This window comes from Halosimplex yunnanense (assembly GCF_054504345.1).
In genome coordinates, this window is record NZ_JBTJEL010000029.1 from 155,885 (window position 1) to 179,723 (window position 23,839).

Annotated in this window: 18 protein-coding genes; 12 read left to right on the top strand and 6 right to left on the bottom strand. The window is 68.1% G+C overall.

Annotated elements, in window-relative coordinates; genetic code table 11:
* Nucleotides 1-33: 33 nt before the first annotated feature.
* Nucleotides 34-654, bottom strand: coding sequence for a VOC family protein (locus AB2U09_RS04255; RefSeq protein WP_459191445.1), 621 nt, complete (start codon nt 652-654; stop codon nt 34-36).
* Nucleotides 655-828: 174 nt separating this feature from the next.
* Between AB2U09_RS04255 and AB2U09_RS04260 the strand changes: the two genes are divergently transcribed.
* From AB2U09_RS04260 to AB2U09_RS04285, 6 genes are all read left to right on the top strand, one after another.
* Nucleotides 829-1,296: a hypothetical protein gene (locus AB2U09_RS04260; protein WP_459191446.1), complete on the top strand. Its 468-nt coding sequence runs from the start codon at nt 829-831 to the stop codon at nt 1,294-1,296.
* 113 nt (nt 1,297-1,409) lie between these two features.
* Nucleotides 1,410-2,276, top strand: a complete 867-nt coding sequence (locus AB2U09_RS04265) for a hypothetical protein (protein ID WP_459191447.1) — start codon at nt 1,410-1,412, stop codon at nt 2,274-2,276.
* Nucleotides 2,277-2,313: 37 nt separating this feature from the next.
* Nucleotides 2,314-2,901, top strand: coding sequence for a hypothetical protein (locus AB2U09_RS04270; RefSeq protein ID WP_459191448.1), 588 nt, complete (start codon nt 2,314-2,316; stop codon nt 2,899-2,901).
* Complete coding sequence (locus AB2U09_RS04275; protein ID WP_459191449.1) at nt 2,901-3,554, top strand: DUF2238 domain-containing protein; 654 nt, start codon at nt 2,901-2,903, stop codon at nt 3,552-3,554. The genes AB2U09_RS04270 and AB2U09_RS04275 overlap by 1 nt, the downstream gene beginning before the upstream one ends.
* Nucleotides 3,555-3,648: 94 nt before the next feature.
* Nucleotides 3,649-4,494, top strand: a complete 846-nt coding sequence (locus tag AB2U09_RS04280) for a phosphatase PAP2 family protein (RefSeq protein WP_459191450.1) — start codon at nt 3,649-3,651, stop codon at nt 4,492-4,494.
* A 92-nt stretch (nt 4,495-4,586) separates the two neighbouring features.
* On the top strand, nt 4,587-5,228 hold the full coding sequence (locus tag AB2U09_RS04285; RefSeq protein ID WP_459191451.1) for a phosphatase PAP2 family protein: 642 nt from the start codon (nt 4,587-4,589) through the stop codon (nt 5,226-5,228).
* A 1-nt stretch (nt 5,229) separates the two neighbouring features.
* Here the strand turns inward: AB2U09_RS04285 and AB2U09_RS04290 are convergent, their stop codons facing one another.
* From AB2U09_RS04290 to leuS, 3 genes are all read right to left on the bottom strand, one after another.
* Nucleotides 5,230-6,267: an NAD(P)/FAD-dependent oxidoreductase gene (locus tag AB2U09_RS04290; RefSeq protein WP_459191452.1), complete on the bottom strand. Its 1,038-nt coding sequence runs from the start codon at nt 6,265-6,267 to the stop codon at nt 5,230-5,232.
* 638 nt (nt 6,268-6,905) lie between these two features.
* Complete coding sequence (locus AB2U09_RS04295) at nt 6,906-8,057, bottom strand: CapA family protein (RefSeq protein ID WP_459191453.1); 1,152 nt, start codon at nt 8,055-8,057, stop codon at nt 6,906-6,908.
* A 28-nt stretch (nt 8,058-8,085) separates the two neighbouring features.
* Nucleotides 8,086-10,800 carry a leucine--tRNA ligase gene (gene leuS / locus AB2U09_RS04300; RefSeq protein ID WP_459191454.1) on the bottom strand — a complete coding sequence of 905 codons (2,715 nt, stop codon included), beginning with the start codon at nt 10,798-10,800 and terminating at the stop codon, nt 8,086-8,088.
* A gap of 171 nt (nt 10,801-10,971) precedes the next feature.
* Between leuS and AB2U09_RS04305 the strand changes: the two genes are divergently transcribed.
* The 5 genes from AB2U09_RS04305 to AB2U09_RS04325 all read left to right on the top strand — a co-directional run bounded on the left by AB2U09_RS04305 (nt 10,972) and on the right by AB2U09_RS04325 (nt 17,176).
* Complete coding sequence (locus AB2U09_RS04305) at nt 10,972-12,192, top strand: FAD-dependent oxidoreductase (protein WP_459191455.1); 1,221 nt, start codon at nt 10,972-10,974, stop codon at nt 12,190-12,192.
* 148 nt (nt 12,193-12,340) lie between these two features.
* Entirely contained in the window at nt 12,341-13,387 is a 1,047-nt protein-coding gene (locus tag AB2U09_RS04310; protein ID WP_459191456.1) for a phytoene/squalene synthase family protein, read from the top strand.
* Between the two features lie 55 nt (nt 13,388-13,442).
* The gene (locus AB2U09_RS04315) at nt 13,443-14,648 is read left to right on the top strand and encodes an NAD(P)/FAD-dependent oxidoreductase (protein WP_459191457.1); all 1,206 of its coding nucleotides are present in this window, start codon (nt 13,443-13,445) and stop codon (nt 14,646-14,648) included.
* Nucleotides 14,649-14,759: 111 nt separating this feature from the next.
* On the top strand, nt 14,760-15,050 hold the full coding sequence (locus AB2U09_RS04320; RefSeq protein WP_459191458.1) for a translation initiation factor eIF-1A: 291 nt from the start codon (nt 14,760-14,762) through the stop codon (nt 15,048-15,050).
* Between the two features lie 578 nt (nt 15,051-15,628).
* A complete protein-coding gene (locus tag AB2U09_RS04325) occupies nt 15,629-17,176 on the top strand; it encodes a glycoside hydrolase family 28 protein (protein WP_459191459.1) in 1,548 nt (515 codons plus the stop codon).
* 131 nt (nt 17,177-17,307) lie between these two features.
* On the opposite strand, the gene AB2U09_RS04330 is transcribed toward AB2U09_RS04325, so the two are convergent.
* Nucleotides 17,308-19,551: a DUF1349 domain-containing protein gene (locus tag AB2U09_RS04330; RefSeq protein WP_459191460.1), complete on the bottom strand. Its 2,244-nt coding sequence runs from the start codon at nt 19,549-19,551 to the stop codon at nt 17,308-17,310.
* Between the two features lie 166 nt (nt 19,552-19,717).
* Nucleotides 19,718-21,949 (bottom strand): DUF1349 domain-containing protein, encoded by a 2,232-nt coding sequence (locus AB2U09_RS04335; protein ID WP_459191461.1) that lies wholly within the window; start codon nt 21,947-21,949, stop codon nt 19,718-19,720.
* Nucleotides 21,950-22,779: 830 nt separating this feature from the next.
* On the opposite strand from AB2U09_RS04335, the gene AB2U09_RS04340 reads away from it, so the two are divergent.
* A complete protein-coding gene (locus AB2U09_RS04340; RefSeq protein WP_459191462.1) occupies nt 22,780-23,826 on the top strand; it encodes a Gfo/Idh/MocA family protein in 1,047 nt (348 codons plus the stop codon).
* The last annotated feature ends 13 nt before the right edge of the window (nt 23,827-23,839 follow it).

Consider the following 23,839-nt stretch of genomic DNA (forward strand, 5'->3'; position numbering starts at 1 on the left):
CAAAAGCCGCGCACCTGCGATAGCCGGCCGAGTTCACTCGACGCCGGCGCCGGTCGGTGCGTCGGGCAGTTCGACGGGGTCGCTGTCGATGCCGAGTTCGTCGAGCGCCCGTTCGAGGTGCTCGGCCTCGGCGTACTCGGCGCCGTCCTCGACGCGGATGCGCTGGATCGTCGCGAGCACTTCACCACGGCGTTCGTCGGGGATGTCGTACTTGTCGGTCGCCAGTTCGATCGTTAATCCGTTGTGATCACGCGTATACAGCGAGTGAAAGATCCCGCGGTCGAACTCGTTGTAGCCGTGTCCGTACTCCTCGAGCGCCTCCTTGACGTCCTGGAAGCGCTCTGGGTCGATGCCAAAGGAGAGGTGGTGAACCGAGCCGACCTGGTGGCGCAGCGGCGACGCGTCGGACTGGCGGTCGTCGGTCACGAAGAACGTGACGATGCGACCGTCGCCGGAATCGAAGAACAGGTGCGTCGAGTTCGGGTCGTCGAGGTTCGGCTGGCGGAGCACGAGCGGCATGCCGAGCACGTCGCGGTAGAACTCGATGGTGTCCTCCTCGTTGCTCCCGACGAGGGTGATGTGGTCGGTTCCGGTGGTGTGAAACGGGCTGTTCGGGGGGTCTGCGGTGATCTCGGGACCGTCCTCGGACGCCATAGGTGGCCCTTCGCAATCGACCTACAAAGGTCCCGTGCCGGTTTGACCGAACTAGAGGAGTGACGGGTCACTGTCGCTTACCGAGAGGCTGCTCCGCCGGCGGAGGCCGGGCGCGTCCGACCGACAGATTGATAACTGCCAATCGGTCGGGTAAGACTAACGTACGCGAAGTAGATGACGCCTATCCAGCTTCTCGCCGCCGTCGCCGCGCTCGCCGTCGCCGTCAGCATCGGCCTCGTAGCGCATGAACTGGCCCACGCCGCCGTCCTGCGCGCGGCGGGCGTCCCCCACACGATCGACTGGTTCCCCGGGAAAGACGGGGGGCTCCTGCAGGCGGGGCTGCGCGGGGAGTGGGCCGCGGTCAGGCCCCGTCCTGTCGCCGAGACGCCGGCGTGGCTCCTGCGCTTGTCGGCGATGATGCCGCTGGCGCTGATCGCCCCGCTTGCGCTGGTCCCCGCGGGCGTCGTTGCCGACCCGTTCGCGGCCGAAGGGGTCGCGCGGTTCGCGGTACTCGGCTGGATGGCCTGCGCCCTGCCGAGTCCGCAGGACTTCTCGGTGCTGTGGTACGCCGACCGGGCCGTCGACGACGCCGCGGAGGCCGCTGAGTCGACCGCGGGCAAGACGGTGACCGACGGCGCCTGAACAGCACCTGATTCGCCGGTAGGCACGCGATACTCGGCCCGACGCGCCTCGTTTCGGTGGCACGTGTCCGTAGGTGCCTCTTTCCTTTCACCGCGAACGCCGTAGGTGAGCGTATGCCCGACCCCGACCACGACGCGGAACCCGAACCGAAGACGGACCCGCGGTTCGACAACTGGCCGGTGCGGCGCTACGACGCCTACGACGACCTGACCGTCGAGCGCGAGACGCCCGGCGAGGAGGGACGCGAGCAGCTGGAAGACGTCGAGTGGGTCGGCGTCTCGGGAGGTGCCGGGGGGAACGCCGTCCTCTACGAACCCCAGCAGGACACGGTCCATCAGGGACGGTACGACCCCGACGAGAACCGGGTCGTCGTCGGGGACGACGAGCGCAGGGTCGACGAGGAGGAGTCGCTCGGCGACCACCTCGTCGACATCGGCGAGGAGCACGAGTGGAACTGGCTGTCCTCGTTCGCGCAGGACCACCTCGAAACGCCGGAGCACGACGGCGACCACCCGACTTCCGGTCACCTGCTCCCGCCCGGGTTCGACCACGAGTACACCGAGTTCCAGCAGCGCAACGTCGCCGCGTCGGCGGACGTCGACGCCGCCTTCTGGGGATCGCACACCTTCGCCGACGAGACCGACCGCGTCCACGTCCTCGAACGCGAGTTCGGCGTCAGGGGCGACGACGTCGGCGACGAAGTGGCCGTCCACGTCGAGGAGCGGTACCTCGTGGCCGAGGAGCCCCGCGAGGAGTCCCGCGCCGGGGACGCCGACCTCGTGAACGAGCGGGAGTACGACCTCGCGCTCGACGTCGATCCCACCGAGGACGGGTGGGTCCCCGCGACCGAGGACCTCCTGACCCGGTGGCACCGCAGCCACCTCGCTCCGCCGGAGCGCGAGGAGCACAGACGGGTCGACCGGGAGAGCTACGGCGAGGAGGCCGGTCGGGCGACTCCCGGCGAGCACACCGATTACTGATGGCGGCACCCGCGCCGCCCGGCGTCTGAGATCGACGATGCGAACGCCGTCCGACCTCCTCGACTACGAGGCCACGAACGCCGCGCTCGGGTGGCTGCTCGTCGCCGCGCTCGGCGCGGTGGCGGTCGAGCGGGTGATCGCGGGCGTCGACTGGTGGGCCGTCGTCGCGGCGATGACCGCACTCACCGGGGTCGTGCCCCCAGTCGTCGCGCGCGACCCGAAGGAGATGGTCGCGTGGGAAGTGCTCGCCGTCGCCGCGCTCCCGGTCGCGGTCCCGTCGTTCGGCGTCGAGCCCGAACCGGCGGCCTACGTCGTCGTGGCGGCGCTAGCGCTGCTGCTGGCCGTCGAACTCGACGCGTTCACCGACGTGGAGATGACGCCCGACTTCGCCGTCGCGTTCGTCGTCGTCCTGACGATGGCGGCGGCCGGCCTCTGGGTCGTCCTCAGATACGCCTCCGACGTCGCGCTGGGGACCGACCTGTTGCCCGGGGAGACGGCGGTAATGTGGGAACTGATCCTCGCGACGGCCGTCGGCGTGGTCGCGGGCGTCGTCTTCGAACTGTACGTCCGCCGGGTGAGCCCCGGTCACGGGATCGAACGCACGCTCTGGAGGGACCTGCGGTGATGCCGCGGTTCGAGTTCGTCGAGCGCGTTCCGACTGTCGGCGACCTGCCGACCGCCGGCACGCGAGCGTTGCAACTCGCCATCGCAGTCATGGCCGCCTACGGGGTCGCCAGCGGTCGGATCGGCGTCGCCGTCAACGGCGTGCTCGCGCTCTGTGTCACACTCGTCCCGGCGCTTCTCGGCTGGCGATTCGACTACGCGGTCGACCCGCGTCTCTCGCTGTGGATCGCCGTCGCAGCGGCGATACACGTCGGTGGGTTCCTCGGCCCGTACGACCAGCAGACGGGACTCCTCTCGCTGTACGATCAGGTCGCCCACTCCGTCTCCGGCGCCTTCGTCGCGGGGGTCGGCTACGCGGTGGTCGAGGCGATCGACGAGAGTTCAGCGCGCGCGCAGTTCCCCGGGGAGTTTCGGTTCGCCTTCACGCTGGCGATCGTGATGGCCTTCGGGGTCCTCTGGGAGATCGGCGAGTTCACCGCGGGTGCGGTCGGCGCCGCGGTGACCGGAACCGAGGTGCTCGTCCAGTACGGCGTCTCGGACATCGTCGCGGATCTCACGTTCAACACGATCGCGGCCGCCGCCGTCGCGCTGTGGGGAACCGGCTACTTCGACGGGATGGCGGGAGCCATCTCCCGAAGCATCTTCCGCGATTGAGTAGTCGGGAGCCCAGGCCGAACGCAGGGGGCGATCGTCGCGGCCAGCGAACGCCGACGCCACGTCCAAGTGTCGCAGTCCCCAACCACACACAATGTCCGGGACCGTCCTCCTCGCGCAGACGCTCGGGGACGCCGTCCGCGCGGCGGTGCCGCAGTGGATGGTCCCGCTCTTCCTCGGGATCACCCGTCTGGGCAACGTCGGCGTGTTCCTCGTCGTGTTCACGCTCGACTACTGGTTCGTCGACCGCGAGCGCGGCGCCCACGCCGTCGCCGTCGTCGTCGGCGGGATGGCGCTGATCACCGCGCTCAAGTACTTCTTCGCGGTCCCGCGCCCGCCGGCGGAAGTGAACGTCGTCCCCATCGACGGGTTCAGCTTCCCGAGCGGCCACGCCACCGGCGCGACGATCGGCTACGGCGCGCTCGCCGTCGTCCACGACCGGTACCCGGATTACGTTCGGTTCGGGGCCGTGGCCGTACTCGTCGGCCTGATCGCCCTCTCCCGGGTCGTCCTCGGCGTCCACTTCGTCAGGGACGTGCTTGCGGGCATCGTGTTCGGCGTCGGCTTCCTCGTCGTCGCGTTCGAGGTGACCGACGACAGCCCGCGAGCGGGGTTCGCGCTGGCGCTCGCGGTCGCGACCGCCGCGCTCCTCGTCAGCGATTTCAGTACCGACGGGACCGTCCTCTTCGGCGTGGCGGTCGGGGCCGCGGCCGTCTGGGAAGCGACCGCTCCGGGGGAGACCGTCGAGGGGACGACCGCACGGACGGCGCTCGTCGTCGGCGTTCTGCCCCTGCTCGGGGCCCTCGGCTACGTCGCGATCAAGCTCGCCCTGCCGCCCACGGTCATCTTCGCGGTGTCGGCCGTCCTCGGCGCCGGGTTGATCGGTGCGCCGCTGGCGGCCGGCGCGTTCGACGGTGACGGCGCTCCCGAACCGGTCTGAGGACGGTTCCGGAAGTGCCGCTGCCGGGTACTCGATGCCGACCCGGAGTGTGCCGACCGCTCAGTTATCCCTGTCGAAGCCCTAACGTACCCGTGCCTGGGACGCTCCAGCGAGCGAACGAGCTGTTCCCGTACGTCTTCCACCCGATCACCGTGCTGGCGCTCGGTATCGTGCTGCTGATCCACCACGAGTGGCGCGGGCAGTCGGCCGACCGCGCTGCACTCTGGCGGCGGATCGGCGCCTTCCTCGTCGCAGGGGCCCTCGCGCTCGTCCCGACGGCCGCGTACTTCCTGTTGGTCCGCGGCGGCCTCTCCTCGGCGGTACAGGGCAGCAGCTGGCAACTCGACGAGATGGTCGCCAGCGGCGTGCTCATCGCCGCGGGGACGACGTGGTACGTCTGGCACCGCTACGACTGGGGAGCTATCGTTCCCGATGCGACGGTGACGCTGGCGGCCGCGACGGTTCCCTACGCCCTGCTCTCGCCGTTCTGGGACATCTCCGGCCACGTCCTCTTCGCGCTGGTGCCGACGCTGTACCTCTCGCTTCTGGACCGCAGGTATCTCCCCTTGCTCGCGATTCCGGTATTGATGATCCCGAACCGCGTCGCCCTCGACGCCCACACGCTGGCCCAGGCGGTCGCCGGGTTCGCCGCCGGCGCCGTGATCACCCTCGGCCTCTACTACGTCCGCACTCAGCCGCAGGTCGAGCGATCGGGGGGATCGGCGGCCTCCTGACTCACAGCGAGTGGACGATCCGCTCGCCGGTGTCGAGTCCGTTTCGCAGTGCGGCGTGAAGCCGCGCTTCGCCGGCCACCCAGTCGCCGGTCGCGTAGAGGTCCGCTTCCGCGGCGTCGGCGACGGCGCCCCGTCGGACCCCTTCGTCGGGGAGCGCGTAGCGCCACCCCTGGTGGTCGGCCCACTCGGGGTCGGCCAGTCGGTCGTCGCCCAGCACGTCGGCCGACCGCGCCGCGAGGTCCGCGACGTTCTCGTCCGGGTCGTCGCCGTAGTGTTCGACCGACCAGTCGGGATTGGCTTGCGCCACGAGCACCGATTCGCCGTCTGGGACGTGGCCGGGTTTGCACTCTTCGCGGGCGATCCAGCCGATCTCGTGGTCGCGGTCGGGGTTCACCAGCGCATAGTACGGCCGGTCGAGTTCGAACTCGTAGCCGAGAACGGCCGTCCAGATGGTTCGGTAGGGGACGGCCTCGGCGGCTTCCGCCAGGTCAGTTCTGGTCTGGTTGTCCCACTCGGCATCCCGGAGCAGTTCGGCGCTCTGGGGAGCGGGCGGATTCAACAGGAGCGCGTCGAACGGTCCCCACTCGCAGCCGTCGGCGTCGGCGACGCGCCACTGTTCGCCGTCGCGGACGAGCGTCTCGACGCGAGTCTCGGTGTGGACTGTCGCCTCCGTCTCGCCGAACAGCCGCTTGGCGATCTGGGTGAGCCCCGCTCGATAGGTCCACTTGTGGCCGTCGTTGTCCCGACCTTCGGAGACGTTGCCGTCCGCGTCGAACGTGTAGATCGGCTCGGTCACGTCAACGAGCCCGTCGGCGTCGAGCGTCTCCGTGAGTAGTTCGACGACCCGCTCGTCGTCGCTCGTCACGTAGTTCGCGCCGTAGTCGTAAGTGACGTCGCCGCGGCGGCGCGTCGCCGCGCGGCCACAGACGCCGCCCGATTTCTCCAGTACCGTCACCTCGGCCGACGGGAGCGCCCCGTCGAGGACGTACGTCGCGGCCGCGGCCGCCGCGCCCGCGCCGACGACTCCGATCCGTGTCATGGCGGCCGTTCGAACTCCTGTGACTAAACGAGTGGTATCTCCGCTTGCTTGTTTTCGATCAGTTGGTGTCGTAGTCGTACCCGCAGGAATTACTGAGAGGTGACCGCTCATCGACGCGCTCGCTAGCAGTACTTGGAACCGCTACCGCAGGAGACAGCAGGCAGTGAAAGCCCTCGGCACGCTCGCGGTCGCTGTCTCCGAAAATCTCCGATTTTCGGGATCGGGCGAGAGCACAGCTCTCGCAGACCTCGCGAATCTCCGATTCGCTCAGTGACGAGAGAGCTTCGCTCTCTCGAACCACGCGGGATATCCGCGCTCTCGGCACCGCCCGCGCGGATAGTGCCCGCTCAGGCGACTAAAGTGAACGCGAGCGCGCCTCGCCCTTTCAGTCCGCCAGGAAACCGCAACTGCACAGCACCGCAGGCCGCCACACGCCTCCCCAGCCGATTGTGCTCCGCGCGCCTGCGGCGTGCGGTGCTCATCCACCGTCAGAGCAAGCGCTGACGAGCCGTCGCTCGCAGGCTCGCGAAGACCTCGCACGATGCTGTCGCGGCATGAACGCCGCGACAGCGCGCGCCACCGCACTTTAATCACTGGCCCACAGAACCCGCCGCTTCGACACCGAGCCAGAGCGCTGTTCACTCAGACTCCAGCGGGATCGACAGCCCGAGGCCGTCGCGCTCGACCGTCGTTCCGAACTCCTCCGAGAGCGCCCGCATCCGCTCGCGGACCCACGCGGCTACCTCGCCGGTCGCCGCGTTGACGCGTTCGTCGACGATTTCGACCGGGACGACGCGCAGGCGGTCGAGCCGTCCGTCTTCGATGGCGAGTTCGACGCGGACGCTCCGGTCGTTGTGGAGGTCGTCTTTGACGACGTAATCGTCGACGTAGTCGCCGAGGTCGTACAGGATCGGCCGGCCGCGGTAGACCTCGATGCCCTGGATCACGTGGGCGCTGTGGCCGTGGACCACGTCGACGCCGGCGTCGATCAACCAGCGGGCGAACCGCTGCTGAGTCTCCGACGGGCGGACTTCCCAGTTCGGCCCCCAGTGCAGCGAGGCGACGACGAGGTCGGGGTCGCGGCGCTGTACCCGCCGCAGGACGCTCCCGACGCGCTCGCGCGTCGTGGGATTCTCGGGGTCTAGCGGCGTCCACGCCGTCCCGGGGCTGTCGGGGCCGGCGCCGTACGAGCGCGACTGGTCGGTGAACGCGACGACGCCCACGTCGAGGTCGCCGACGGTCGCCACGGCGGGTTCGGTCGCTGCCTCGCGGTTCGCCCCCGCGCCGGCGTTGGCGACCCCGGCCTCCGAGAGGTGGTCGACGGTGTCGGTCAGCGCGACCGGACCGTAGTCGAGGAGGTGGTTGTTCGCGAGCGAGGCGTAGGCGGTGCCCGCGGCGTCGAGCGCCGGGATCGCCCACCCGGGGTCGGCCCGGAAGTAGTAGGTGCGGTTGGGCCGACGCTCGCCGCGCGTCGAGAGGCAACCCTCCAGATTCAAGAAGAGTCCGTCGAGTGCGCGGAGCGATCCGAGGGTCGATCCCCAGACGCCGGTGGGCTCCCTATCGGATCGGGAACCGCCGCTCGCTCCCGATTCCTCGCTGCCGGACCACCTGTCGTTCACGTTCCGGCCGAGCATCACGTCACCGACGAATCCGATACGGGTGTCGGTGCCACTGGACACCGTCGCGGGAACGGGACGCCGAGGTCGGCGCCGGACCGCTCCGCCGAGGACCGCGAGTCCGGCGACGCCCCCCGCGGACGCGGCGAGCAGCGCGCGGCGAGTCGGCGCCATCGTCAGCCGCCTCCGCGAGTCCAGCGCATCAGTCGATGTGGATGGCGGGCTTCGAGGGGTCGGCCTTCTCGGCGAGGTCGTCGTCGGCGCTCGCGCGTCGCACTTCGACGTCGGCGCCGAACTCGTCGGCGAACAGCCACGCCGCCGCGTCGAGCACGGCGAGTTCGCGCTCGGCGTCGAGCACGGGTTCGAGCGCGCCCGCGCGGGAAGCCAGTTCGCCGAGGTACTCCGCGGCGCGGTCGCCGTGGTCGCCGATCGCCTCGTCGTCCAGCGCGGACCCGACGACGGCGTCGCCGGGATCGGCCTGCCGGACGTGCTCGTAGGCGCGGTACTTCCACTCCTCGGCGGCGACGATTTCGATGGTCTCCGGGTCCTCGATGTCGACGACTTCGGTGATGTCGCGCACGTCGTCGAGCGTGGTCTCGACGAGGCGCCGTTCGAGGCCGTAGTCCTCGACCGACTCCTCGACCGACGGCCAGTCGGCTTCCACGACCATCCCGTCGGTGTCGAGCAGGTTCCACATCTCCTCGCCGAGGTACGGGGCCATCGGCGCGACGAACCGCGTCAGGGCGCGCAGCCCGCGGGTGTAGGTCGCCTCGTCGACCGGCCCGTACTCGCGGTACCGGCGCAGGAGGCGGGCGAACCGCTGGGTCTCGCTGACGACGCGGTGGAACCGGAACCGCTCGTACTCCTCCCCGACGGCGGTGATCGTCCGGTCGATCTCGCGCTGGAGGTACTCGTCCTGCGGCGCTCGCTCTTCGCGGGCGGCCACCTCGTCGCGGTCGGCGACCATCGAGAACAGCCGCTGCTGGAAGTCGTAGACGTCGCCGACGCTCTTGACCGTCCACTCGAAGTCCTGTGCGGGGTGGGCCGCCGACAGCAGGAACAGCCGCGTCGTCTCCGCGCCGTACTCGTGGGGCGCGATGGCGTTGCCCTTGGAGGAAGACATCTTCTCGCCGTCGTACAGTACCGTCCCCTGGTTGATCAGGCGCTCGACCGGCTCGCGGGTGTCGAGCAGCCCCAGGTCGGCCAGCGCGCGGGTGAAAAACCGGATGTACAGCAGGTGAAGGATGGCGTGCTCCTCGCCGCCGACGTACACGTCGACCGGGAGCCACTCTGCGGCGCGGTCGGTGTCGAACGGCGCGGTGTCGAGATCCGGCGAGAGGAACCGCAGGAAGTACCACGAGGAGTCGACGAAGGTGTCCATCGTGTCCGTCTCGCGCTCGGCCGCCCCTCCGCACTCGGGGCACTCGACGTGCTTCCAGTCCTCGCTCTCTTCGAGCGGGTTGCCCGCGGTGCGGACGTACGGCGGGAGTTCGACCGGCAGGTCCTCGTCGGGGACCGGCACCCGGCCGCACTCGTCGCAGTGGATCATCGGGATGGGCGTGCCCCAGTAGCGCTGCCGGGAGATGAGCCAGTCGCGCAGGCGGTACTCGGTGGCCGACTCGACGCCGTCCACTCCCAGGAGTCGCTCGCGCGCGGCGGAACTCGCGAGGCCGTCGTACTCGCCGCTCTCGGTGAGCATCCCGTCGTCGGTGTAGGGTGCGTCGGGCAGGTCGGTCGGGCTGCCGTCAACGGGTTCGACGACTTGCTCGACGGGGGGGTTGTGGGCCGCCGCGAAGGCGTGGTCGCGCTCGTTGTGCGCCGGGACGCCCATCACGGCGCCAGTGCCCACGTCGTCGAGGACGTAGGCGGCGACGTAGACGGGCAGTTCTTCGCCCGTGATGGGATGAGTCGCCGTGAGGCCGGTGTCGACTCCCGAGGTACCGCCCGCCTCGACGCCCGCGCTGGTCACGTCGTCGACGTACTCGGCCACCTCGTCGTCGCGCTCGGCGACGGCCCTCGCGAGGTCGTGGCCGGGAGAGAGAGCGACGAACGTCGCGCCGTAGACCGTGTCGAGGCGCGTCGTGAACACGTCCACGTCTCGCACCGGATCGTCGTCCTCGTCGCTCTCTCCGTCGAGGCCGCCGACCTCGAACGTGACGTGGGCGCCTTCCTGGCGGCCGATCCAGTTGCGCTGGATGTCGCGGACGCTGTCGGGCCACCCGTCGAGGTCGTCCAGCCCGGCGTCGAGTTCCTCGGCGTAGTCCGTGATGGTGAAGAACCACTGGTCGAGTTCGCGCCGCTCGACGGGCGTCTCGCAGCGCCAGCAGACGCCGGCGGAGTGGGCGTGATCGACCGCGCCGCCGTCGGCCGCCGCGGACTCGTCGCCGGCGCCGGACGCCGTCGGCTGTTCGACCTGCGCGTCGGCGAGCACCGTCTCGCAGTCGGGGCACCAGTTGACCCGCGCGCCGGTGTACTCGACCAGATCTTCCTCGTAGAAGCGCTTGAACAGCCACTGGTTCCAGCGGTAGTACTCGGGGTCGCAGGTGGTGATCTCCCGGGACCAGTCGTAGCCGAAGCCCATCGTCTCCAGCTCCTCGCGCATCTGGTCGATGCACGAGCGAGTCCACGATTCGGGGTCGGTATCGCGGGCGTAGGCGGCGTTCTCGGCGGGGAGGCCGAACGCGTCCCAGCCCATCGGCTGGAGGACGTCGTCGCCCTGTAGCGAGCGGTAGCGGGCGTAGGCGTCCGTGATCGCGTAGTTGCGGACGTGGCCCATGTGGAGCGTGCCCGAGGTGTAGGGGAACATCCCGAGGACGTAGGTGGGGTCGGCGGCGTCGTCGGCCACCTCGTAGACCCCCTCCGCGTCCCACACGTACTGCCAGTACTCCTGTACCCTGGCGTGGTTGTACCGGGTCATCGACTGTTGGCTGACCTGCGTTGCCCGTGGTAATCATTGTTCTGGCCGAGGCGCCCGGAGGGAGGGCGGTCGCCCCGCTTCGGTGCCGCCATGTCCGGGTCCGGACTGCGGTTTCGATCCGGATCCGTACGCCGTCAGCACCCACATACGTCTCCGGGCCGAAGCCCCGACATGGCACTCGACACGGAGGTCCTCGTCGTCGGCGGAGGCGCGACCGGCGCCGGGACCGCACGGGACCTCGCCCTCCGCGGCTGCGACGTGACGCTGGTCGACCGGGACGGCCTCGCTCACGGGACGACGGGCCGCTCGCACGGCCTGCTGCACAGCGGCGCGCGCTACGCCGAGTCGGACGCGGCCGGCGCCGAGGAGTGCATCGCGGAGAACCGGATCGTCTCCGACATCGCCGGGGCGTGCGTCCGGGAGACAGGCGGGTTGTTCGTCCAGCTCGCCGAGGACGACCCCGAGTATTTCGACGCCAAGCGGCGTGCCTGCGAAGAGATCGGTATCCCGGTAGAAGTCGTCGACGCCGACGAAGCGCGGGAGATCGCGCCCGGTCTCTCCGAGAGCGTCGAGCGGGCGATGCGCGTCCCGGACGCGGTCGTCTCCCCGTCGCGACTGGTCGCCGCGAACGTCGAGGCAGCGGCCCAGCAGGGCGCGACCGTCCACTCGAACGCGTCCGTCGAGGACATTCGTGTTGACGACGGCGAGATAACGGGCGTGGCCGTCGGCGGTGCGCTGGACGAGACGGTCAATCCCGAGGTCGTCGTCAACGCAACCGGCGCGTGGGCGGGCGAACTCGCGTCGATGGCCGGCGCGACCGTCGAGATGCGGCCGACCCGCGGCCTGATGATCTCGGTCGACCACGGGGACCTGGACACGGTCCTCAACCGGAGCCGGGAGCCCGGCGACGGCGACATCGTCGTCCCGCACGAGCGCGAGGCGGTGCTGGGGACGACGAGCGTCGTCGTCGACGACCCCGACGGGTACGAGCAAGCCGACTGGGAGCGCGACCGAATCCGCGAGGAGTGTACGGCGATGTACCCCGCCGTCGCCGACGCGGCGCAGGTCCGCGAGTGGTGGGGCGTCCGCCCGCTGTACGAACCCGACGAGGCCGAGCGCGGCGGCCGCGGCATCTCTCGCGGCTTCTTCTTGCTCGACCACGCCGACGAAGGAGTCGACAACTTCCTCTCGGTGGTCGGCGGGAAACTGACGACCTACCGGCTGATGGCCGAGGCGGCGGCCGACGCGGTCTGCGAGCGGCTCGGTGTCGACGAACCCTGTGAGACCGCAGAGCGGACGCTGCCCGGCGCCGACGATCCGAGCGCGCTGGACGGGTACGTCGCCGAACTCGGCGGTCCCGGTCCGTCCGACCGTGACGTGGTCGGGGAGTGACGATCAGCGGGTCAGTGCCGGTGGACTCCGGAGAGTGACGGCCGACAGACAGGAAACCGGCGGAGCGGAGTCCGGTCCGAGGGGTTCGACCGGCGCGGTCTGTAGGCGAACTTTTTACTTGTGCAAGGGTTAAGGGACGGTATCGGGAATGTCACGAAACCAGACCGAACAGATGTTTCAGGACGACCTCGATTACTGTTACGAGGCCGTCGAAGCCGTCTCACGCACGTTCGCCCTGACGGTCGCCGAACTCGACGAGCCGATGTCACGCGACATCTGTGTCGGATACCTCCTCTGTCGAATCGCCGACACCATCGAGGACGCGGGGCATATCCCACCGGCAGAGCAGCGCGCCCTTCTGGATCAGTACGATCGAGTGCTGGATCCGGACGACGAGGACACGATCGCGGAGTTCCGGAACGCGATCGACGAGTGGATCCCGGAGGAGCCGAACGACGACTGGCAGGTCGTCGCCGAGTGCGAGCGAGTGTTCCGCACCTTCGAGGGCCTCGACGAGGACTCGCAGGCGGCGATCCGGCCGCCCGTGCGCGAACTCGTTTCCGGGATGGCGATGTTCGTCGAGCGCTACGCGGAACAGGGAGGGCTGCGCCTCCAGACCTTCAGCGAACTCGAGGAGTACTGCTGGTACGCCGCCGGCACCGTCGGGACGCTCGTCACCGGTCTGGTCTCGCGCAACGTCGACGACTCCGTCCGTGACACCCTGCAGAACAACGCCCGCTCGTTCGCGATGCTCCTCCAGTTGGTCAACGTCTCCAAGGACGTCGCCACCGACTTCGAGGAGGAGAACAACGTCTACATCCCGCAGGAACTGCTCGACGCGGAGGAACTCGACACCGAGGACATCCCCGAGGAGGGCAACAGCGAGGAGTTCGTCCCGGTCATCCGTCGCGTCGTCGACCGCGCCGAGGGGTACCTCGACGGCGCCCAGACGTGGCTCGAAGCCATGCCGGAGATCCGCGGCAACACCCTCTCGGCGTGGGCCATCCCCTTCCTCCTCGCCGTCGGGACCATCCGCGAACTCGAAGAACGACCCGAGGACGTCATCGAGGAAGGCAACGTGAAGGTCTCCCGGTCGGAAGTGACCACGCTCTTCGCGATGTTCTCCGGCGACGACGACCCCTCGCTCGCGGAACTCCGGTCGAAGATCCGCCAGCAGCCCCTCGACGAGTACTGATCGGTCGTTTTCGGAATCGCAACGGATTTGTCACGCTGTCCGGTAGTTTGGACGTATGTCGGCAGACGCAGACGTGGTGGTCGCCGGCGGTGGACCGGCCGGCCTCCAGTTCGCCCGCGAAGTCGCCGCCCGCTCGACCTACGATGTCACCGTTCTCGAGGCCAACGACGCCCTCTCCGACAACGACAAGTCGACCGGCGGGACCTTCGACCAGGTGATCGACCGATACGACGTCCCCGACGAGGTGGTGATGGGAACCAACGAGACCGTCGTCTTCGAGGCGCCCGGCGCGAGTTCGACGCTCCCGATCCCGGGCTACGTCCTCGATTTCCCCGCCTTCCTGGAGTGGCTCGGCGAGGACGCCGCCGCCGACGGCGCCGAGATCCGGACCGACGCGCGCGTGTCCGACCCCGTCGTCGAGGACGGTCGCGTCGTCGGCGTCCAGTACTGGACCGACGGCGAGAAACGGCGGATCGACGCCGACCTCGTCGTCGACGCGACCGGCCCCCGAGCGGTCCTCGCGAAGCAACTCGGGATGTTCGACCCCGACTCCGCCCAGCGGGGCATCGGCAAGGAGTACGAGGTTCGTGGCCGCTACGACCTGGATTCGATGCTGTTCCGCTTCGACCACGAGTTCGCGCCGGGCGGCTACGCGTGGACGTTCCCCGCCGGCGACGACGCGTTCAAGGCGGGGATCTGCTGGATCGAGGACTTCCACGAGAACCACGCTCCGCCGGACGAGGGGACTATCGACGACTACGTCGAGTCGTGGGTGGCCGCGGACCCGCGGTGGGAGGCCGAGGAGGTGCGCGCCGTCCACGCGGGCGACGCCGTCTCGAACAACTCCATCAACCAGCGCGCGATGGACGGGCTGGTCGCCATCGGTGACGCCGTGTCGAGCATCAACCCCCTGTTCGGTGAGGGGATCCGTCCGGGGATGCAGTCCGCGGAGATGGCCGCCGACGCCGCGCTCGCCGCCCTCGACCACGGCGACACCTCCCGCGAGCGGCTCCGCCGCTACGAGGAGCGCTGGAACGGGGGGAAGGGACTCCAGTGGCGGATCCAGCGGGTCGTTTGCGAGCTGCTCTACGATTTCACACCGGGACAGCAACGGCGGTTCGTCACCAGCGCCGGCCAGTTGAGCGACGCGCAGGTCGACCGCCTGCAGGCCTACGAGCTGACCGCCCGGGACTACCTCGACCTCTATCCGTTCGACCGCAGCGACCTCGAGAAGATACCGGCGGTCGCGCGGCACATCTGAGGCAGCGCCTCGGCCAGTCTTCGATCTGACGGATCGGCCCCTCGTCGCTGTCGTGTCACGTGGTAGCGCGGTACTCAGGTGATTTAAAAGTGGGGAGCCCCTACGGGTCGTGTGAGCGAGAGCGACAACGGCGGGCGTCGAAACCTTCGGATGCCCTCAGACGACGAACTGTTCGCGGTAGTAACACAGCACAACGGCGGCAACCACGTCCGCGTCCAGTGCCAGGACGGCGTCGAGCGCATGGGCCGGATCCCGGGCCGCATGAAGTACCGCACCTGGATCAGCGAGGGCGACGTGGTCCTCGTCGAACCGTGGGACTGGCAGGACGAGAAGGCCAACATCGAGTGGCGCTACTCCGAGCAGGACGCGGACCAGCTGCGCGACGAAGGTCACATCGACTGAATTTTTTCCAGCGGTGATCGCCGACGAGCGCGTCTTCCGCAGGCCATCCGTAGCGGAGCCGCCGGCTCCCCACTCGGGATAGCAGCCCGAATAGACAACCAACGTTGATAGACAAGTATTTTAGATGTGTTGATTGTCACTCTGGGCGGCCACCCGTCGATCGCTCCGGAATAAGCGTCCTCTCCGGACGGTATTTTGGAATATCTCCGGTTCGGTAGTGGATGGCTTACGCTACGCTGACTCGGTTCCTCCGAGGTCGAATCAAGAAGCGAGATACCGGCTGATCCCGGTAGCTGCGTTCGTAGGGATCCGATAATACAGGCCGATTACGGTCGGTATCCGTCCCCTGTCGGCGTACACTCCTGGTCGGAGGTCGTCCCTCGTCGAGGGCAGAGTCGCTGCCGTACCGACTGCCGGTTTGCTACCAGAAATACTACCATAGCTAGAAAGGATGCAGATATTATCATATCCTGGATCGGCCAGTACGGTCGAGACAGCGGGATGGCAGGGCTGTCCCACGCAGGCACCGTGGATCGGGGAGGGGAAGTTTTATCGACGGCGTCAGTGATAGACGAGCCATGTCCGATAGCGACGCGAGACGCGACGTGAGAGACGTCGGTGCGTCCGGCACCGGCGAGCAGCGAGACACAGAGGCGCTCCAGTCGGCGCTGGACGAGTGCGCCGACACCGGTGGAACGGTCGTCGTCCCGCCCGGAGAGTACCTGACCGGGCCGCTGACGGTCGGGAGCCAGACGACGCTGGAGCTGCAGGCCGGTGCGACGCTCAAGTTCGTGCGGGACCACGAGGCGTTCCCGGCCAGAGAGGGCCGCTGGGAGGGGTGGAACCAGACCGGCTTCCACCCGTGTCTGCTCGTCGAAGACGCCGAGAACGTCGAGATAACGGGCCGCGGAACCGTCGACGGGCAGGGCGACTACTGGTGGCAGTTCTACGGCGTCGACGACGCCGACCTGCCCGACTCGCTCGTCGAGCGCCTCGACGAGTTCCACGCGCAAAACGACAAGGCCGACGACGTGAGTAGCTTCACGCTCCGCCCGCCGCTGTTCCAGATCGACGACTCGGAGAACGTCTCCGTCTCCGGGATCACCCTCGAGAACTCGCCGTTCTGGAACACTCACGTCGTCTACTCCGACAACGTCACCTTCCACGACGTCAATATCGAGAACCCCCACGACGCGCCCAACGGCGACGGGATGGACATCGACTCCTCGCAGTACGTCCGCATCAGCGACTGCTATCTCAACGCCGGCGACGACGCCATCTGCATCAAGTCCGGCAAGGACGCGGAGGGCCGGGAGATCGGCCGCCCCGCGTCGCAGATCACGGTGACGAACTGCACGGTCGAGGCCGGCCACGGCGGCGTCGTCATCGGGTCGGAGATGTCCGGCGACGTCCGCGACGTGACCGTCAGCAACTGCACGTTCACGGACACCGACCGGGGCGTCCGCATCAAGACCCAGCGCGGCCGCGGCGGCGTCGTCGAGGACCTGCGCTTCGACAACATCGTCATGCGCCGGGTCGCCTGCCCGTTCACCATCAACGGCTACTACTTCATGGACATCGACAGCGAGCCGATCCCCGTCGACGAGTCGACGCCGCTGGTTCGCAACGTTGCCTACTCGAACATCACGGCGCGGAACGTGGAGACCGCCGGGTTCTTCGCGGGCCTCCCCGAGCAGCACTTCGAGAACATCTCCTTCTCGAACGTCGAGATCGACGCGACGCGCCCGCTCGACTCGACCGATCTCTCGCCGGCGATGGCCGACGGCTTCGACCAGCGCCACGGCCTGTTCTGCAAGTCCATCGACGACATCTCCTTCTCGAACGTCGAGATCCGAACCGACGAGGCGCCGGCGCTCGCCTTCGAGGAGACGAGTCGGGTCTCGATCGACGGCCTCCACGTCGAGGCCGACCAGGAGACGCCCGTGCTCGACCTGCTCGACGTCGACGGGACGCTCGTCAGCGGCTGTGACTGGCAGGGCGACGGCACGTTCCTCCGGGTCCGGGGCGACGAGCCCGGACGGGTATCGTTCGCCGGCAACCACGGCGACCTCGCCGACCATGTCGAGGCCCCCGACGCCGACGACTTCGCTGTCGACGCCGACTGAAGGGGTCGCTTCTACCAGTTTTCACGCTTCGATCAGGGGACTCTCGGCGTCGAACCGCGGCGACTCGGCAAGTTTCGAATCATCGCCGCTGGACGAGGAGAAGACGAGGAAACGGGAGGGGCCGGACCGAGTTACGGTTCGACGGCGACGGCCTGCTCGCGGAGCCAGGCCCGCAAACCGGTGTCGGGCACCGCGATCGCTTCGGTGTTCTCCGGGAGGTCGGGATACCCGCCGACCTCCTCCTGGCTGTCGATGACGCCGCCATCGCCGTTGCGGATGTTCGCGACGATCCGCTCGTCGTGTTCGGTCCTGTCGGCGGGTCGAGCGCCCGCGTTCTCCAGGTTCTGCGTCTTCACGTCGCTGGCAGCGATCGCCGACAGACCGTCGGGGAACAGCGGCCTGTCGGAGACCTGATCGACGTTCTCGCCGATCATCGGCACGTCCGCGTCGTCGTTCTGGACGTTGTCCTCGGCGTAGACGGTCCCCTCGCCCAGGACGTTGGGCTGGTCGGTCTGGGGGTCCTCGAAGACGTTCCCGACGATGCTGTGGGCGGTCTCCGGGTCGGTCCACATCCCGTCGTGGTAGTGGTGGACGAGGTTGTTGACGACGACTGTCTCCGTGCCCTGTTTGAGACGCGGGTTGCGATCGGTCGCGAGCGCCCAGACGTTGCCGGCGAGCGTGACGTTCTTGGCGTTGTTTCCGATGAGCGAGTTGTAGCCGTGGGGGCCCTTGGGGTGGATCGAGTCGTGGAGCGGCTCGGCGACGAGGCAGTTCGTGAACGTCGTGTCGGTCGTGTCGTAGCCGACGGAGAGGTTCTCGTCGGTCGACCACGTCGCGGTACAGTGGTCGATGACGTTGTTCTCGGAGTCGTCCCCGGTCCGGAACGGGTCGTTCTGCCAGTTCTCGTCGAGGCCGAGGTCGCCGGGCCGCGCGCGGAGGTGCTGGACGACGCAGTCGTCGCCGTTGACCTGTATCCCGCCGCGGATGAAGGTGATCCCGGGCGACGGGGCGGTCTGGCCGGCCACCCAGCACTTGTCGTAAGGGATCGCGAGGTGGGACTGGTCGAGGTCGACCGTACCGCTCGTCTCGAAGGCGACCACCCGGGGCCCGTTGACGTTGAACGCGGTCTTGATCTGCTGGGCCGACGGCTCGTCGATGACGATGAGCGGCGTGTCGTCGTCGAGCCACGACGCCACGTCGGCGAAGCCGTCGGCGGGATCGATCGCCGCCGACGAACGCGGGCCCTCACCGCCGTCGCCGCTGCCCGGCCCCGGCGTCGAGAACTGGCCGGGCGGGCTCGTCGAGGTCACTTCGCCGTTGTCGATCGTGACGCGGTACTCGTAGTAGCGCCGCGGCGTGAGCCCCGTCGCTTCGAGCGTCGCTTCCCCGGCCTCGGAGATGGTCGTCTCGCCGGCCCCCGTCCACTCCTGGTCGGGAACCTCGCGGTACTCGAAGGCGAGATCCGCCGAGTCCGCGGCGCCGAGGTCGCTCACGTCCGCCGCCAGGGTGGCTGCGGTCGCGGAGACGTCGGCGGGGTCGCCCGTCTCGATGACCGGGACGTCCTCGACCACGGAGACTTCGCCACTCATGATCGGGCCGCCGATGTCGCTGTTCTCGTCGGGGGCAAAGCCCCCCAGGTTCCGGAAGCGGGCCTCGCACAGCGACGCGCGGTCGTGGCTCGTGACGGCGAGGCCGACCAGTACCTCGTCGGGAAGGTCGATCGTGTCGGCGCCGAGTTCGAGCAGGAGCGTCCACTCCTCGCCGTCGGCCGAGCCGTACGTCCGGACCGTGTCTCCGACGCGCTCGATCCGCTGCCAGGTGCCCTCGAACACGCCGCCGTTGCGGGCGAGGTCGCCGCCGGCGTCCGACGTGACGCTCGCGGAGCTCGCGCCGTCTTCCGGCCGCCACTGCGGCGACACCGGGAGGTCGCCCGGGCGCTTTCGCATGAAGACGTTGCGCGAGCCGCTGTCGATGCTCGCGCGGACCATCAGGCCCGCCTTCGCGTACGTGTCCGTGTTCTGCACCGAGACGACCTCCGTCCGGACGTCGAAGTCGCCGGTCAGCGTCTCGTAGTAGTAGTGGCCGTAGTCGTTGCTGTTCCAGATGTCCTCGCCGCCCCCGGAGACGGTGACGAGCGTCTTCCCTCCCGACGCCTCCGGCGCTTGCTCGGTCTCCGTTCCCGCGTCCGTCTCCGTCGAGGCAGCCGTGTCGGTGGGCGTGTCTGTCGGCGTCTCCGTCGGGCCGTCCGTGTCTTCGTCTCCCGGCGTCTCCCCGCTGTCGGTCGTTTCGTCGCCCAGGAGCCCGGAGCAACCGGCGAGTCCGCCGGCGGCCCCGATACCGAGGGCGCTGAGAAACGTACGTCTATCTCTGGCCATTTGCTGTTCCGATCGATGCGTGATATGGAATACATATAAAATTATGGTGATTTTGAAAATACAAGTTTCCGACAGCTACTGGGCAGCGAGGAGAGCGAGAGCGGCGTCAGGGACGGCCGATTTCGAGCGACAGGAGGAGGGAGGGGGACCGGATCGACGGACCGAGTTACGGTTCGACGGCGGCGGCCTGCTCGCGGAGCCAGGCCTTCAGACCGGTCGTCGGGACGTCGAGCGACTGGGTGTTCTCTTCGAGTTCGGGGTAGCCGCCGACCTCGTCCTGACTGTCGATGACGCCGCCCTCGCCGTTGCGGACGGCCTCGACGATTCGCTGGTCGGTCTCGGTGCGGTCGGCCGGGCGCGCCCCGGCGTGCTTCAGGTTGTGCGAGCGGACCTCAGAGGAGGAGACGGCTTCGAGCGCCTCGGGCCAGAGGGGCCGCTCGTCGAGTTCGGTGATGTCGTCGCCGACCATGGGCACGTCCGCGTCGTCGCGCTGGACGTTGTCCTCGCTGTAGACGCTGCCCTGGCCGAAGATATTGGGCTGGTCGGTCTGGGGGTCCTCGAAGACGTTCCCGACGATGCTGTGGCTCGTCTCCGGGTCGGCCCACATGCCGTCGCCGTAGTGGTGGACGAAGTTGTTGACCACGACCGTCTCGGTGCCCTGCTTGAGACGCGGGTTACGGTCGGTCCCGAGCGCCCAGATGTTCCCCGAGAGCGTGACGTTTTTCGCACGGTTGCCGACGATGGAGTTGTACCCGTGCTCGCCTTTCGCGTGGGTGGCGTCGTTGAGCGGTTCGGCGACGAGGCAGTTCGTCATCGTCGAGTTCTCGGTGTCGTAGCCGACGTTGATGTTCTCGTCGACGGACCACGTGCCGGTACAGTGGTCGACGACGTTCCCCGTCGTGTCGTCGGCCATCTCGATGGCGTCGGGCTGCCAGCCCTCGTCCTGTCCGGCGTCGCCCGGCCGGACGCGGATGTGCTGGACGACGCAGTCGTTGCCGTAAACCCAGAGACCGCCGCGAATGAGCGTCACCCCGGGCGAGGGGGCGGTCTGACCGGCGATCCAGCACTTGTCGTTGCGGACGTTGAGGTCCTCGGCGCCGAGATCGATCGTTCCGCTCGTCTCGAAGACGACGATGCGCGGGCCGGGGATGCTCGTCGCTGCGGCGAGCGCATCCCGGGTCGGTTCGTCGACAACGACCAGCGGCGTGTCGTCGTCGACCCACGGGGCCATGTCGGCGAAGCCGTCCGCGGGGTCGACGTTCGAACTGCTGGCGGGTCCCGATTCCGAGCTCCCGTCGGACCCGCTCGGCGTCGAGAACAGTTGGTTGACAGTGCCGAACTCGTCATCGCCGGCGACGGCGACGGCGCGGAACTGGTAGTAGCGCCGCGGCGTCAGCCCGGAAACGTCGACCTCGACCGATCCGGGCTCGGAGACGGTCGTCGCGTCGGTCTCTGTCCACTCGTCGGCCGTCGCCTCGCGGTACTCGAAGCGCACGTCGACGCTGTCCGCACCGCCCATGCTCTCCAGGGTCCCCTGCAGCGTCGCCGCGTCGGGTGCGGCGTCGGCCCCGAGGTCGGAGACGACCGCCGCCTGAGCTTCCGAGACGCTCCCGGAGATGATCGGGCTGCCGAGATCCTGGTTGTCCGTCAGTTCGACCCCGGAGAAGTTTCGGAACTTCGCCGTCGTCGCGTTCGCGTTGTCGTGGCTCGTCGCCGCCAGCCCCAGGTAAACCGTGTCCGGGAGCTCGATCTGGTCGGTCGTGAGTTCGACCATGAGCGTCCAGTCCTCGCCGTTCGCGGAACCGTAGGCGCGGATCGTGTCCCCGGAGCGCTCGAGGCGCTGCCAGTTCGCGTTCTCCATCATACCGCCGTCGACGCGACTGAGCGGTGCGCCCTGCTCCGAGGTGGTACTCGTCGTCGACGCGCCGTCCTTGGGACGCCACTGCGGCGAGATGCCGAACCCGGCGCGCTTGCGGACCATCACGTTCCGCGAGTCGGGCGCGAGCGCCGCCCTGACCATCAGTCCCGCTTTCGCGTGGGGGTTCGTGTTCTCGAGCGAGGAGACCTGTACCTGCACGTCGAAGTCGCCGCTGACTTCGGTGTAGTAGAAGTGCCCGAGGTCGGTGGTGTTCCAGATGTCCGCACCCGCGGCCTCCATCGTGATGATCGTGGGCCCATCGCCTCCGCCGCCCCCGTCCGAGTCCGTCTCGGTCTCTGTTTCCTCGGGCGTCGACTCCGGTGTGTCCGTGTCAGTCGGCGTCCCTTCGGAATCGGTCGGTTCGGCGTCGTCACCTGGCGTGTCCGTGTCGTCGTCACCCGAGAGCGCTGAACAGCCGGCCAGCCCGACGATCGAGCCAGCCCCCAGCGTTCGGATAAAGGTTCGTCTATCGGGGGTCATCGTCTCTCTTTACCGGTTCGAATGGAGCTTATTAATGCTTTTGGACACTGTGCCGGCTGGGAGGGCGAAGTCGGTCGGTGGTACAGGGCCCTCGAAGTTCGTTCGGGGATGGAGCCGACAGCTGATCGACTCTCTCAGCGCCGACATCCGCTGGAATCCGACAGTAGCGAGACATTCTCGTTCCGATCACAATTGTTCTCTTCTCGGGAACGATAGAAGCAACTCTCGTTTCGGCTGTTCCCGATTGCCGATCGGTTGTGTCGCGGTATCGGGCCGTTTTGCGACGGGACGGGGCCGGTCCGGTGGTAGAGGACCGATAGATAGCCGTTCCCAAGCAAAGAACGAGGAACTAGCGCATGAGTGGTCCGATGCTGGCCCGCGAATCTCACGTTCGGCCGCGCGACGCCGGAAGTTCGGCCGAGATCGCTCCCGGCTGTGAAACCGCCTAACACGCCGCTCTCCCCGGTATTCCTCGATCGATTACATCTGTATTCATGTAATCAGATGCTCGGACGTAACCGGTTCCAGTCGAGCGCTGGAGCCGATAGAGCCGGTCGAACCGGCCGGCAGAGACGGGGATACTGTCGGCGGAATGTTCGGTACCTGTTCGCACTTCGCGAATAACGCACATACTTCGTAGTTGGGCATTGAGGGACCGGATATGCTGTCCTGCACTCGTTTTCGTGAGGGATCTCAGTTCCCCACGAAGGAACAAAGATCGGAGAATAGGGAGGCTGCGACGGCGATACGGCGGGGGTCGAAACTCCGAAGCGTTCGCGGCTGCTCCGAGGGAAACAATTAATTGCGGTTTGGGTCAACAGCAACTCGGTATGGTCGACACGTCCGATGCGGTAACCGTCGGTATCGCCGGCGTCGGCAGCCTCGGTATCAGGCTGGCGCGTCAGTTCGAGGAACTGCCCGGTTCGAATCTCGTCGCGCTCGCAGACGTGAGCGAGGAGAGTCTGGCGGAAGCGGGGGCGGAACTGTCCGTTCCGGCGTCCTCGCAGTACCTCGATTACGAGACGATGCTGGACGAGGAACCGCTCGATGCCGTGGGGATCGCAACGCCGAACGGGCTGCACTATCGACAGGCGACCGCGGCGCTCGACCGTGATCTCCACGTGCTCTGTGAGAAGCCGCTCGCCACCGACGTCGAGGACGCGCACGAACTTTACCAGCGCGCCGAAGCGAGCGACCGCACGTTCATGGTCGGCTACCAGCGCCACTTCAACCCGGCCTACGACCTCGCGCGCGAGCGCTGGGCGCTCGGCGACCGCCAGCCGCGGTTCATAACCGGCGAGATCACTCACGACTGGCAGTCCTACTACGAGACCATGGAGGACTGGCGGATGGACCCGGACCTCTCCGGTGGCGGCCACCTGCTCAACGTCGGCACCCACGTCGTCGACGCCATCCTCTGGACGACGGGGCTCACGCCGACGCACGTCAACGCCTACGTCGACTTCCACGACGACGACCAGGTCTTCGACAAGCAGTCCTCCACCATCATCGAGTTCGAGGAAGGCGCGATGGCGAACGTCTCCGACACGGGCGTCGTCGCCCGGACACGCGAACACGTTCACATCTGGGACGAGGAGGGCGCGGTCTACCTCGAAGGCCGCGAGTGGGACGACCGGACCGGGATGACCATCGACGCCGACGGGACGGAACACGACCCCTACAGCGGGTACGACCGCCGCCTGAGCAAGGGAACCGCGTTCCTCGATGCGGTCGAAACCGGTGAGGAACCGCCGGCGACCGCGCTCGACGGACTGAAGGCTGTGATCGTGACGATGGCCGCCTACGAGTCCGGTCGTCGGAACGAGCGACTCTCGATCGCCGAGGAGTTCCCATTTCTCGACGGCGTCTTCGAGTGACGGCCCCGACCTG